Origin of the sequence: Collinsella sp. SGI.180 (genome assembly GCF_050313455.1) — a bacterium.
Classification (GTDB): domain Bacteria; phylum Actinomycetota; class Coriobacteriia; order Coriobacteriales; family Coriobacteriaceae; genus Collinsella.
The window spans coordinates 25088-39064 of the sequence record NZ_JBNPLL010000016.1; the positions used below are offsets into that span (position 1 = coordinate 25088).

Consider the following 13977-nt stretch of genomic DNA (forward strand, 5'->3'; position numbering starts at 1 on the left):
GGAACGCGAGAGACGAAAGGGAAGACATGAGTCTGATTGATGATCTGGTCAAACTCGAGGAAGAGGCCAAGGAGCTCGTCGCAGGCGCCGACGACGCCGCCAAGCTCGAGGCTGCGCGCGTTGAGCTGCTCGGCCGCAAGGGTCGTATTACCGGCCTGATGCGCATGATGGGCAAGCTCGCCCCCGAGGATCGCCCCGTGATGGGCAAGCGCGCCAACGAGATGCGCCAGCTGATCGAGGGCATGCTCGACGAGCGCACCACCGAGATGAAGGCCGCCGCCCTCAAGCACGCACTGGAGCACGAGGCCGTCGACATCACGCTGCCGGGCATTCGTCCGCAGATCGGCCACCAGCACCTGATCAAGCAGATCATCGAGGAGGCCGAGGATATCTTTAGCGGTATCGGCTACACCGTCGAGTCCGGTCCCATGGTCGATACCTCCTACTACAACTTCACCGCGCTCAACGCCCCCATGGATCACCCGAGCCGCTCGGCCCGCGACACCTTCTATGTGGTCGACAACAACCCCGGCAGCGTCGCGCACCCCGAGGCGCATGCCCACGGCGAGTCCGACGTGCTGCTGCGCACCCAGACCTCGGGCGTGCAGATTCACACCATGGAGTCGCAGAAGCCGCCCATCTACATGATCTGCCCGGGCACCGTCTACCGTCCCGACACGGCCGACGCCTGTCACCTGCCGCAGTTCAACCAGATCGAGGGCCTGGTCGTCGACGAAGGCATCACCTTTGGCGATCTTAAGGGCACGCTCGACTACTTTGTTAAGTGCATGTTTGGCGAGGACCGCAAGACGCGTTACCGCCCGCATTTCTTCCCCTTCACCGAGCCTTCCTGCGAGGTGGACGTGAGCTGCCACGTCTGCGGCGGCAAGGGCTGCAACTTCTGCAAGCACAGCGGCTGGATCGAGATCTTGGGCTGCGGCATGGTCGACCCCAACGTCCTGATCAACTGCGGCATCGACCCCGAGAAGTACACCGGCTTCGCCTTTGGCATTGGCGCCGAGCGCGTCGCTGCCCTGCGCTACGACCTGCCCGACCTCAGAACGCTCATGACAGGCGATATGCGTTTCCTGAATCAGTTTTAAGTTGACCTGTCCCGGCGGCTTCCCGAGCCACCGCACCTTGCCCCTCAAACCGTCGCTTGCGTACCCAAGTACGCGGCGCTCCTCTTCCGGGGCAATCTACGGCACCTCGGAAACCCGTCTCCGTAGCTGGAGTTTTCCGTCTGTTTATTGCAGACGTTACAGATGAAAGGAGACCAGTTAGATGCGTGTTTCTTACGACTGGCTCAAGACCATGATCGATATTCCGGAGGATCCCAAGACCCTTTCGGACGAATATATCCGTACCGGCACCGAGGTCGAGGCGATCGACACCGTGGGCGAGTCCTTCGACCACGTGGTGACCGCCAAGGTGCTTACCAAGACCCCGCACCCCGATAGCGACCATATGTATGTGTGCTCGGTCGACGTGGGTGACAAGAACCTCGACGCCGACGGCAACCCCGCTCCGCTGCAGATCGTCTGCGGCGCGCAGAACTTTGAGGCCGGCGACCACATCGTCACGGCAATGATCGGCGCCGTGCTTCCCGGTGACGTCAAGATCAAGAAGAGCAAGCTTCGCGGCGTCGTGTCCATGGGCATGAACTGCTCCGCGCGCGAGCTCGGCCTGGGTGGCGACCACTCCGGCATCATGATCCTGCCCGAGGATACGCCCTGCGGCATGCCGTTTGCCGAGTATGTGGGCTCGAGTGATACCGTGCTCGACTGCGAGATCACGCCCAACCGCCCCGACTGCCTGTCCATGATCGGCATGGCCCGTGAGACCGGTGCCATCTTCGACCGCGATTTCCACGTTGAGCTGCCCGCCATCAAGGCGGAGACCGGCCGCGCGACCGACGACGAGCTTTCGGTCGAGATCGCCGACGAGGGCCTGTGCGACCGCTATGTCGCCCGCATCGTGCGCAACGTGAAGGTCGGCCCCTCGCCCGACTGGATGGTCAAGCGTCTTAACGCCCTGGGCGTGCGTCCGCACAACAACATCGTCGACATAACCAACTACGTGATGATGCTCACCGGTCAGCCGCTGCACGCTTTTGACCTGGACACCTTTGCCGAGCGCGAGGGCAGGCGCCGCGTGGTGGTTCGCGCCGCCCAGCAGGACGAGAAATTTACGACCCTCGACGGCGAGGAGCGCACGCTCGACGCCGGCATGGGCCTCATTACCGACGGCGAGCGTCCCGTGGCGCTGGCCGGCGTTATGGGCGGCATGGATTCCGAGATTGAGGACGACACCGTCGACGTGATGCTCGAGAGCGCCTGCTTCGACGCCGGTCGCACCTCGCACACCAGCCGCGACCTGTCGTTGATCTCCGACGCCTCCATCCGCTTTGAGCGCCAGGTCGATGAGACCGGCTGCGTGGATGTGGCCAATGTTGCCTGCGCGCTCATCGAGGAGATCGCCGGCGGCGAGGTCGCTCCCGGCTACGTGGATGTGTTCCCCGCGCCCAAGACCATCGACAGCATTAAGCTGCGCCTGGCCCGCGTGCACGCCATCTGCGGCGCCGACATCGAGCCCGATTTTATCGAGCGCTCGCTCACCCGCCTGGGCTGCACCGTCGAGCGCGACGGCGAGGACTTTATGGTTACCCCGCCGAGCTTCCGCCCCGACCTGCCGCGCGAAATCGACCTGATCGAGGAGGTCCTGCGCCTGTGGGGCATGGGCCGCGTGACGGCGACCATCCCGGCTGCCAAGAACCACATCGGTGGCCTGACCCGCGAGCAGAAGCTTACCCGCAAGGTCGGCGAGATCCTGCGCGCCTGCGGCCTCAACGAGACCACGACCTTTGGCTTTGCCGCGCCGGGCGACCTGGAGAAGATCGGCATGTCCACCGAGGGCCGCGGCTGCCCCGTGGTACTTATGAACCCGCTGGTGGCCGAGCAGACCGAGATGCGCCGCTCGCTGCTGCCGGGCCTGCTGCAGTCTGTGGCCTATAACGAGGCCCATGGCACGCCCAACGTGCACCTGTACGAGGTCGGCAGCCTGTTCCACGGCCGCGAGAACGCCAGCCTGCCCAAGGAGACTAAGTCCGTGGCGGGCGTGCTCTCGGGCCAGTGGAGCGAGCAGTCTTGGAACATGAAGTACCGCAAGCTGCGTTTCTTCTTTGGCAAGGGCATTGTCGAGGAGCTGCTCGCCCAGCTGCGCATCGAGAAGGTTCGCTTCCGTCCCGTCGAGGGCGAGGGCTATGCCTTCTTGCAGCCGGGCCGTGCCGCCGAGGTTCTGTCTGGCGGCACCGTGCTGGGCTGGGTCGGCGAGATCCACCCCGAGGCGCGCGAAGCCATGGGCATCGACGAGGTCGTCGTTGCCTTTGAGCTCGACCTGGACAAGCTGATCAAGGGCGCCCGCAACCAGGAGAACTACCGCGAGTTCTCGCAGTACCCGGCTGTTGAGCACGATCTTGCTATCGTGGTCGACAACTCCGTGACTTGCGAGGACCTTGAGCGCCGCATTACCAGCGCCGGCGGCAAGCTGCTCGAGGGTGTGCGTCTGTTCGACGTCTACCGCGATCCGGTCCGCGTGGGCGTGGGCAAGAAGTCCATGGCCTTTGCGCTTACGTATCGCTCCGACGACCACACGCTTACCAGCGAAGAGGTCGAAAAAGCGCACCAGAAGATCGTCACCAAGGTGTGCAAGGGCGTAAACGGCGAGGTCCGCGGCTAGGTTCTGCACTGGGGTATGGGTCAGCGGTGGCTGCTGCCGAGCCTTACGTGACTGCTGTCCTCGGTATAAGGCACTGCTGAGCCTGCATATATGACACGCGCATTGCATAACGGCGTGCTGCTTTGTCGGCAGTGCGCCGTTTTGCTATGATAGCCCGTGGCGTGTTACGAATCTGACAATACGTAACACTGGCAAGGTGATTTAAGCGGCGTTGTAATTCTGTGCGCCGATAACCGGGAGGCGTACATGCACATTCCAGATAATTATCTGTCCCCGCAGACCGATGCCGTCATGGCGGTGGCGATGGTCCCTGTGTGGGTTCACTGCATCAAAAAGGTGCGCGCCACGCTCGACCGCGAGCACATGGCGTTCCTGGGTATCTGCGCCGCATTCTCTTTCTTGCTCATGATGTTCAACGTGCCGTTACCCGGCGGTACCACGGGTCACGCCGTCGGCGGCGCGCTCATCGCGCTGCTGCTGGGCCCGGAGGCCGCGGCCATCGCGGTTTCGGTCGCGCTGGCGCTGCAGGCGCTGCTGTTTGGCGACGGCGGCATCCTGTCCTTTGGCGCCAACTGCTTTAACATGGCCTTCGTGCTGCCGTTTGCCGCCGCTATCGTGTTCCGTGCGCTCAACAGCCGTTTGCACGACAAGAGCTGGGGCACCTCGGTTTCGGCCGTCGTAAGCGGTTGGGTCGGCCTGTGCCTGGCGGCCCTGTGCACGGCGATCGAGTTTGGTATTCAGCCGATGTTCTTTACCAACGCTTCGGGCGCTCCGCTGTACTGCCCCTTCCCGCTCTCTATTGCCATTCCGGCCATGATGATCCCGCACATGTTGGTAGCCGGCGTGGTCGAGGGCGTGGTGACGGCTGCGATCTACGGTTTCATTAAGAAGACGGCGCCGAGCGTTATCGTCGGGCCCGAGGCCGCCGATGGCCAGCTTGCTGCCGAGGGCGCTGCTGCCAAGAAGACCTCACTGGTCCCCACGCTCATCCTGGTCGCCGTGCTTGTCGTGGCCACGCCGCTCGGCTTGCTTGCCACGGGTGACGCCTGGGGCGAGTGGGACGCTGAGGGCGCCGCGACCGCCGTTCAGGAGGCTGGTGACGACAGTCTGCAGACTTCGGTCGGTCTCGATACCCCGACCTTTGCCGATGCCCTGCCCACGGGCGATTATCTGCAGGCCTATTCCGAGGAGCAGGGCCTTGGCTTTGCCGGCCAGGCCGCGATGTATATTCTTTCGGGCGTGATTGGCGTGGCGGTGCTCACCATCGCCTTTCGCCTGATCTCGCTGACGGTTAAGGAAAGCGGAGCCCATGGCGACGGTCGAGCTGCCTAGCTGGCTTGCGGCCGAGCAGTGTTATGAGCCCGCGGGGGCTCGGCATCGTGTGATGCAAAAGAATGTCCTGCACCTGGCGAGCCTGCTTGAGCGGGTTCGCCTAGGCGGCGGCGCGCATAAGGGCGGGTCGATTATCGACCGCGCCCTTTCTTCCGTTTCGGCGCCAGTGCGTTTGGTGGGGATGTTCGTCTGCGTCCTGTGCGTATGCCTGACGCAGAGCCCGCTGTACTTGATGCTGATGACAGCGATCGCGTTGGTGCTCGTTGCGGTGCGCCCCGTACACGGGCTGCACGCGACCTTTGTGCCGGCGTTGGCTGCCGCGGGGTTTGCCGTGGTTTTGGCGCTGCCCGCCCTGCTGCTGGGTGCTTCTGCCACGGGCGCCATGCTCAAGATTGCGCTCAAGACCTTTGTTAATGTGTCATTGGTGCTGGGCGTTTCGTGGACGCTTACCTGGAGTCGCATGTCGGCGGCGCTTAAGATGCTGCACCTGCCCGACGAGGTTATCTTTACGTTTGATATGGCGCTCAAACACATCGAGGTGCTGGGTCGCACGGCGCACGACCTGTGCGAATCGGTCATGCTTCGCAGTGTGGGCCGCGCGCCTGCAGGATTTTCGCGTACCGATTCGATCGCGGGTATCATGGGCATGACCTTTATCAAGGCGATGGAATGCAGCCGCGCGATGGACGAGGCTATGCTTTGCCGCGGTTTTGCCGGCGCATATCCGGCGCCTGCACGGAACGGCTTTGGCTGGCGCGACGCGGTCTATGCGGCTGTTGTGGTGCTGCTCGCCGTGTTATGCGCGGTGCTGTAGCGCGGGCGGTCAAGCCGTCGATGTGAATAGGGAAGGGCGACGTTTTGGCAAACGATACAAATGGTGCGATGGGTGCGAGCGGTGCTGCCGGCGCCAAGGCCACGCCGCTCATCGAGTTTCGCGACGTGGTGTTTTCCTATGCGGGCCATACGGTGGTCGATAGCGTGTCGCTGCAGGTTAATCGCGGTGAGCTGGTTGCGCTGCTTGGACCCAACGGCTGCGGCAAGACGACGATCATGCGGCTTATCAACGGCCTTGAGCTTGCGGATGCGGGTACGTACCTGTTTGATGGACATGTGGTCGATGCGGCATATCTCAAGGATTCCGCGACGGCCCAGCGGTTCCATCAGCGCGTGGGCTTCGTGTTCCAAAACGCCGATGCACAGCTCTTTTGCGCCACGGTCGGCGAGGAGGTCGCGTTTGGCCCGGCTCAAATGGGGCTTTCGGCGGACGAGCTCGGGCGCCGCGTCCGTGATGCCATGGGGCTGTTTCAGGTTGCCGATCTGGTCGATGCTTCGCCCTATCAGCTTTCGGGCGGGCAAAAGAAGCGTGTGGCGCTGGCTGCCGTCGTGTCGATGAACCCCGATATTCTGGTGCTCGACGAGCCTACCAACGGACTTGACGAGGAATCTTGCGACATCGTGGTTAACTTTCTACTGGCTTATGTTGCTGCCGGTAAGACGGTCTTGATGAGCACGCATCATCAGGATTTAGTACGACGTCTTGGGGCCCGTGCGATTTATATCGATCGATATCACCACGTTGTCGAGGCTCCCGTGCCATCATATGGAACCGAAAACGGTGCAGCAGAATAGTTGCCGCATAGTGGGGTTGCGGCCGCGCACGTGACTTGCTGCGAATGGTATAGTTATCCGGGTTTTTACGGGGGTAGCTATGCCAAGCTGGAATATTCATATCGCTCAGACGGAACGACTTCTGGCGCGTGCCGGCGCGCTTGCCGATAACGTGCGCGACCGCAATGCCTTTTTGTTTGGCAGCGTGGTTCCGGACATTTTTGTGGGGTACATGGTTCCCGGTATTGCCGACCCCATCCCGTATCGCATCACGCACTTTGCCAAGCCCGAGCCCATTCCTAAGCCACGCGAGCATGAGTTTTGGGACACCTATGTGGCGCCGTTGCTTAAAGGTGCGCCGGCGGGTGCGCCGGCTGCAGCGACCTCGATTGTCGAAGAGCGTGAAAGGCTCAATCGGGTGCACTATCCGCAGCGCTACAAAGACGCCGAGCCGGTTGACGGCCCCGGCGCCGCCGAGTTTTCGCTCGCGCCCGATGACGTGGCGCAGTCGCTGCTCGATTTGACGCTGGGCGTTTGGTCGCATCTGGTGGCCGATACCGTGTGGAACACGCGCGTGAACCAATATCTCGAGGCGCGCGGCGGCAAGCCGTGCGAGGAGTTCCGCATTAAGAAGCAGGGAGACTTTGACTGGTTTGGCAAGACGCTCGGCATCGTTTCTATCCCGCGTGCGACCGATCGCCTCTATACCGCGGCGGCCCAGTTTGGTCAGTATTCGATTCCACAAGAGTATGTGCTCAAGACCATTGGCGTTATGCACGAGATTGTGCGCGAAAACCCCGGCGATCCGGATCATCCGCCGTACCGTCTGCTGACCGAAGAGTTCTTTGACGCAACGTTTACCGAGGTCGTCGAGCTAACCGAGGCGGGTTTTGCCGCCCGCGTTGCCGCTTCTGACGTCCCCGCAGTCCCTCTGATCGCTAGCTGCTAGCCGGCTGACTTCGCGGTGAACAGTTCATCCCAATTGACCAACAGCTCCCCGCCGCAGGGCGTCTTTGGTGGTGCGCTCGGCATCGGAAAGGTTCGCGACTGAACACAAATCGATGAGGCGGCATATGAAGTAGGTCTTAAAAAGGGCCCGGAAGGCGAAGCCTTCCGGGCCCTTTTTAATGCAAATGTGCTTGCAAGTGCGATTTAGCGCACCTGAGCGACGTAGGCGACGTTGGTCGAGGAGACCTTGTCCTCAAGCTGGACGCTCATACGGGGATCGCCGGCGGTAGCGACGGTCAAATCGCCGGTCTCGACGTAGCCGAGCTCCTTAGCGGTCTCGATCGCCTTGACGATCGTGCCGTTGACGGTGCCCTGGGTAATCTCGGCCTTGTGCGGGATAACGCCCCAGTACATGATCATCTGCTGGACGGCCCACTCGTGGCGGGAGAACGCGCAGATCGGCATGTTGGGACGGAAGTGCGAGATCAGGCGAGCGGTACGACCGGTGGTCGTCGGCACGGTGATGCACTTGGCGCCAACGGTGGTGGCCATGTTCACAGCGGACATACCCACAACGTTGTTGACGACGCGGGTGCCGTGAGCATCGGCCGGAACCTCGAGCGGAGCGTGGGCCGGGAGGTACTTCTCGGTCTCGAGAGCGATGCTGGCCTGCATCTTGACGGCCTCGACCGGGTACTTGCCGGCAGCGGACTCGCCGGACAGCATGACGGCGTCGGTACCGTCGTAAATGGCGTTAGCAACGTCGGCAACCTCGGCGCGCGTCGGGCGCGGGTTCTGCTGCATGGAGTCGAGCATCTGCGTAGCGGTGATAACGGGCTTGTAGGCCGCGTTGCACTTGGCGATGATCTCCTTCTGGATGTGCGGAACGAGCTCGGGCTTGATCTCGATGCCCAGGTCGCCACGGGCGACCATGATGCCGTCGGAAGCCTCGAGGATCTCATCGAAGTTCTCGACGCCCAGGGCGCACTCGATCTTCGGGAAGATCGTCACGTGCTCGCCGCCGTTCTCGCGGCAAAGCTCACGGATGCCGCGGACAGACTCGCCGTCACGGATGAAGGAAGCGGCGATGTAGTCGATGTTCTCGGTCAGGCCAAAGAGGATGTCCTGACGATCGCGCTCGGTGATGGCGGGCAGCGAGATGTTGACGTTGGGCATGTTGACGCCCTTGCGCTCGCCGATCAGGCCGTCGTTCTTGACGACGCAGGTCATGTCCTGGCCGTCGACGGACTCGACCTCGAGAGCAACCAGGCCGTCATCGATCAGGATGAGGGAGCCCTTCTCGACCTCGGAGGGCAGAGCCAGGTAGTCGAGGGAGATGTGCTCAGCGGTGCCGTGGAAATCCTCGGACGTGGGCTGAGCGGTGACGACGATCTTATCGCCGGTCTTGACGGCAACCTTCTTGCCGTCGACCAGAAGACCGGTGCGGACCTCGGGGCCCTTGGTGTCGAGCAGGATGCCGACGGGCATACCGAGCTCCTTGGAAATACGACGGACGCGCTCGATGCGACCGTGGTGCTCGTCGTAGGAGCCGTGCGAGAAGTTAAAACGGGCGACGTTCATGCCCGCCTTGATCATCTCGCGGATGGTCTCGTCGCTATCGCAGGCGGGACCCATGGTGCATACAATCTTAGTGCGCTTGTACATTCAGACCTCCATCTGACATCGTCTTGCGCTGATAGATAAACCATAAGAAATAAAACTGAGTTGATTATAACGAAATACCGACCGAATACCCCAAAAAATCGACCGTATGCCGAATTAGAAGTTCTTTTTTTACGGGAAAAACGGTATATGAAAAAACTTTACCAACCGCTCTAACCGCTGCTATCTGGGCGATATTTTAGTTTGGCGACGCGCCTAAGAAAAAACGTTTTATCAGTATTGAGCATCACACGGTCCGCATCGTTGCATACGGACCATATTTCCAAATGGATTGTTTTGGCTAGACGCGTCGCTTTGGGGTACCATAGCTCCACTATCAACTGCCGCTCAGCACGGCAGCCTTGATGAGCCCTTGCCCTTCTCCTGGGAATTATGATCGGGCATCAATCTGCTGAGTGGCCCGAATCCCAGGAGGGGACTCTATATGCAAAAGGAATACCTGTCCGCCGCGGCGGAGGTGCTCAGCGACCAAGGTGTCGATGAGAACCTCGGCCTGAGCAACGACGAGGCGTCGTCGCGCCTCGCCAAGACAGGCCCTAACAAGCTTGAGGAAGCCGAGAAGACGCCGCTGTGGAAGCGTTTCTTTGAGCAGATGGCCGACCCCATGGTCATCATGTTGATCGTTGCCGCCGTTATCAGCGCGCTCACGGGCATGGTTAAGGGCGAGGCGGACTTTGCCGATGTCGCCATCATCATGTTCGTCGTTATCGTCAACTCGGTGCTGGGCGTGGTCCAGGAAGCCAAGAGCGAGGAGGCCCTCGAGGCCCTTCAGGAGATGAGCGCCGCGCAGTCCAAGGTTCTACGCGACGGCAAACTCGTGCACCTGCCGAGCGCCGAGCTCGTACCCGGCGACGTGATCATGCTCGAGGCGGGCGACTCCGTCCCGGCCGACTGCCGCGTGCTCGAGAGCGCCACGATGAAGATCGAAGAGGCCGCGCTCACCGGCGAGTCCGTGCCGGTCGAGAAGCACGCCAACGTGATCGAGCTTGCCGCGGGCACCGATGACGTGCCGCTCGGCGACCGCAAGAACATGTGCTACATGGGCTCCACCGTTGTGTACGGCCGTGGCCGCGCCGTCGTGGTCGGCACCGGTATGGATACCGAGATGGGCAAGATCGCCGGTGCCCTGGCCGAGGCCAAGGAAGAGCTCACGCCGCTGCAGGTGAAGCTCGCCGAGCTCAGCCGTATCCTCACCATTATGGTGATCGTCATCTGCGTCGTGATCTTTGGCGTCGACATCGTCCGCCACGGCGTGGGCAACGTCCTTACCGACCCGACTGCCCTGCTCGACACCTTTATGGTCGCCGTCTCGCTCGCCGTCGCTGCCATCCCCGAGGGCCTGGTCGCCGTCGTGACCATCGTGCTGTCGCTTGGCGTGACCAAGATGGCCAAGCGCCAGGCAATTATCCGCAAGCTCTCTGCCGTCGAGACTCTCGGCTGCACGCAGACCATCTGCTCCGACAAGACCGGTACCCTTACCCAAAACAAGATGACCGTCGTCAAGCACGAGCTCGCTGCGCCTAAGGAGAAGTTCCTGGCAGGCATGGCGCTGTGCTCCGATGCCCAGTGGGACGAGGAACTGGGTGAGGCCGTGGGCGAGCCGACCGAGTGCGCGCTCGTCAACGATGCCGGAAAGGCGGGCCTCACTGGTCTGACTGCCGAGCACCCGCGCGTGGGCGAGGCCCCGTTTGACTCGGGCCGCAAGATGATGTCCGTGGTCGTTGAGACCCTGGACGGCGAGTACGAGCAATACACCAAGGGCGCGCCCGACGTGGTGATCGGCCTGTGCACCCACATCTACGAGGGCGATAAGGTCGTCCCCCTGACCGAGGAGCGTCGTGCCGAGCTCGTGGCCGCCAACAAGGCCATGGCCGACGAGGCCCTGCGCGTGCTGGCGCTGGCAAGCCGCACCTACACCGAGGTCCCAAGCGACTGCAGCCCCGCCGCGCTCGAGCACGACCTGGTCTTCTGCGGCCTGTCCGGCATGATTGACCCGGTCCGCCCCGAGGTCGCCGACGCCATCCGCGAGGCCCACGATGCCGGTATCCGCACCGTCATGATCACGGGCGACCACATCGACACCGCCGTGGCCATTGCCAAGCAGCTGGGCATCGTCGCCGATCGCAGCCATGCCATCACCGGTGCCGACCTCGATCGCATGAGCGACGAGGAACTCGACGCGCACATCGAGGACTACGGCGTGTACGCCCGCGTCCAGCCCGAGCACAAGACCCGTATCGTCGAGGCTTGGAAGTCGCGCGACCAGATCGTGGCCATGACGGGCGACGGCGTCAACGACGCCCCGTCCATCAAGCGCGCCGACATCGGCGTCGGCATGGGCATCACCGGTACCGACGTTACCAAGAACGTCGCCGACATGGTGCTTGCCGACGACAACTTCGCCACCATCATCGGTGCCTGCGAAGAGGGTCGCCGCATCTACGACAACATCCGCAAGGTCATCCAGTTCCTGCTTTCGGCCAACCTTGCCGAGGTGTTCTCGGTATTTATCGCCACGCTCATCGGCTTTACCATCTTCCAGCCGGTGCAGCTGCTGTGGGTGAACCTGGTCACCGACTGCTTCCCCGCGCTCGCGCTGGGCATGGAGGATGCCGAGGGCGACATCATGAAGCGCAAGCCGCGCAACGCTAAGGACGGCGTCTTTGCCGGCAATATGGGCCTGGACTGCGTGGTCCAGGGCTTGATCATTGCCGCGCTGGTGCTGGCGAGCTTCTTTGTGGGCGTGTACTTTGACATGGGCTACATCCACATCTCCGATATGATCGCCGGCGTCGCCGACGAGGAAGGCGTGATGATGGCCTTCATCACGCTCAACATGGTCGAGATCTTCCACTGCTTTAACATGCGCAGCCGCCGCACGTCGCTGTTTAAGATGAAGAAGCAGAACAAGTGGCTGTGGGCCTCTGCCGCGCTGGCGCTGGTGCTGACGGTGATCGTAACCGTGCAGCCGACGCTTGCCGAAATGTTCTTTGGCCCCGTGACGCTTGAGCTCAAGGGCGTTATCGCCGCGCTGGGCCTTGCCTTCCTGATCATTCCGCTGATGGAGATCTACAAGGCGATCATGCGCGCGGTGGAGAAGGAGTAGGTCGAAAGGCCATCCTTCCCACCGGCCCGACCGCCTGCGGGGTTTCTTCTTCGCTGGTCCTCGCGCTTCGCGCTGCGGGATCGCTCAGAAGAAACCCCTCTCGGCGGTCGGGCCTTCGGATGGCCTCTCGGGACCATTGGCTGAGGGAAAGTATGTGAGCTGGTCGGGCTTTGCCCGGCCAGCTCTTTTTGATTTAAAATACCTGCTCAGTTGTGATTTGTGGAGCTGGGAGGCGCTTGTGGGCAAGGCTAGGGCTAAGGCGAAGAAAAAGACGACGGGGGCGCGAGCCAAGCGTGATCGTCGTCGGAAGCTTGCGACCGAAGCCCCCGCGTCTGCCGAGGAGCTGCTGGCGAGCGTGCCGGGACTCGATGCGCTGCAGGATGTTCCGGCGTTTGGCGATCTGCCGGTCGCCGCGGCTCAGCAGGCAGCATTTGACGATTTTTGCGCCCAAGCCGAGGAGCCCGAGCAGATGCAACTGGGCGCCGTGGTGCGCTTAGATCGCGGGTTTCCGCTGGTGGTGACGGCCGACGATACCTTTCGTGCCGAGCATGCCGTGGGGTTTGCCAAGTCGCGCGGCGAGGACGAGGTACTGCTGCCGGCTGTGGGCGACCGTGTGGCGGTGCGTCGTGCACCCGGGCACGACATGGGCGTAATCGAATGCGTCCTGCCGCGACGCACGAGTTTTGAGCGTTGGCGTGGCCGCGCCCGCGGCGAGCGTCAGGTGCTTTGTTCCAACGTGGATAGCGTGCTGATCGTGCAGGCACTTGGCGCCGGCGAAGTGCTGCTCGACCGCGTGGCGCGCTCGCTGGTGTTGGCGCTCGACTGCGATGCTGAGTCGGTGGTGGTGCTTACCAAGGCCGACCGCTGCGAGGCCGCGGAACTCGAGCGCGATCTGGATCGCGTGCGCCGTCTGGTGGGCCCGGACGTGCGCGTTATCGTGACGTCCTCTGCCGAAGGCCGTGGTTTGGATGAGGTGCGCGCCTGTGTTCCGGCGGGAACGTGCGCCATGATCCTGGGTGAGTCGGGGGCCGGAAAGTCGACGCTGCTCAATGCGCTGCTGGGCCACGATGCGCTGGCTACCGGTGGTGTGCGCGAGCGCGACGACCAAGGCCGCCATACCACGGTCGCGCGCGTGATGGTGGCGCTGCCGGGCGACGCCGGCGTCATTGCCGACGCTCCGGGCCTGCGCAGTTTGCCGCTCGTTGGTCACGAGCGGGGCCTGGCGCGTGCCTTCCCCGAGATCGTCGAGGCGTCGCGTGCGTGTCGGTTTGGCGACTGCACGCATACCCACGAACCGGGCTGCGCCGTTCGCGAGGCCGCCGATGCCGGGCAGATCGATGGTCTGCGCCTGGAAACGTTCCAAAACTTGGCGTCATCCATGCGTGTGAGTGCCCAAATGCTCGATCCCGATGTCCATCTGTAATTGAATTTATCTATGACAGCCGTCTTCCAACTGTGCGGGAGGCGGCTTTTTTACTGGCGATGCGCCCTTAAATGAGCGTTTTGCCGACGCGCCGACCAAAACCTTGCCGCGGGCTTGACGGGTTGGTCAGCTCTTGGCT

The 13977-nt window shown here is 62.5% G+C and carries 9 protein-coding genes; 8 read left to right on the forward strand and 1 reads right to left on the reverse strand.

Going from position 1 to position 13977, the window contains the following annotated elements; genetic code table 11:
- Nucleotides 1-26: 26 nt before the first annotated feature.
- From pheS to ACQRAP_RS06890, 6 genes are all read left to right on the forward strand, one after another.
- Complete coding sequence (gene pheS / locus ACQRAP_RS06865) at nt 27-1103, forward strand: phenylalanine--tRNA ligase subunit alpha (RefSeq protein ID WP_154517607.1); 1077 nt, start codon at nt 27-29, stop codon at nt 1101-1103.
- Between the two features lie 181 nt (nt 1104-1284).
- Complete coding sequence (pheT, locus tag ACQRAP_RS06870) at nt 1285-3738, forward strand: phenylalanine--tRNA ligase subunit beta (RefSeq protein WP_427747845.1); 2454 nt, start codon at nt 1285-1287, stop codon at nt 3736-3738.
- A 246-nt stretch (nt 3739-3984) separates the two neighbouring features.
- Nucleotides 3985-5070, forward strand: coding sequence for a cobalt transporter CbiM (gene cbiM / locus ACQRAP_RS06875; RefSeq protein WP_427748314.1), 1086 nt, complete (start codon nt 3985-3987; stop codon nt 5068-5070).
- Complete coding sequence (locus ACQRAP_RS06880; RefSeq protein WP_427795215.1) at nt 5048-5884, forward strand: energy-coupling factor transporter transmembrane component T family protein; 837 nt, start codon at nt 5048-5050, stop codon at nt 5882-5884. The genes cbiM and ACQRAP_RS06880 overlap by 23 nt, the downstream gene beginning before the upstream one ends.
- A gap of 44 nt (nt 5885-5928) precedes the next feature.
- Complete coding sequence (locus ACQRAP_RS06885; RefSeq protein ID WP_427795217.1) at nt 5929-6699, forward strand: energy-coupling factor ABC transporter ATP-binding protein; 771 nt, start codon at nt 5929-5931, stop codon at nt 6697-6699.
- 79 nt (nt 6700-6778) lie between these two features.
- The gene (locus tag ACQRAP_RS06890) at nt 6779-7627 is read left to right on the forward strand and encodes a hypothetical protein (protein WP_427795218.1); all 849 of its coding nucleotides are present in this window, start codon (nt 6779-6781) and stop codon (nt 7625-7627) included.
- Nucleotides 7628-7830: 203 nt separating this feature from the next.
- On the opposite strand, the gene pyk is transcribed toward ACQRAP_RS06890, so the two are convergent.
- The gene (gene pyk / locus ACQRAP_RS06895; protein WP_154517625.1) at nt 7831-9291 is read right to left on the reverse strand and encodes a pyruvate kinase; all 1461 of its coding nucleotides are present in this window, start codon (nt 9289-9291) and stop codon (nt 7831-7833) included.
- Between the two features lie 442 nt (nt 9292-9733).
- Between pyk and ACQRAP_RS06900 the strand changes: the two genes are divergently transcribed.
- On the forward strand, nt 9734-12415 hold the full coding sequence (locus tag ACQRAP_RS06900; protein WP_427795219.1) for a cation-translocating P-type ATPase: 2682 nt from the start codon (nt 9734-9736) through the stop codon (nt 12413-12415).
- Nucleotides 12416-12884: 469 nt separating this feature from the next.
- The gene (rsgA, locus tag ACQRAP_RS06905; RefSeq protein WP_427795234.1) at nt 12885-13838 is read left to right on the forward strand and encodes a ribosome small subunit-dependent GTPase A; all 954 of its coding nucleotides are present in this window, start codon (nt 12885-12887) and stop codon (nt 13836-13838) included.
- Nucleotides 13839-13977: the final 139 nt, after the last annotated feature.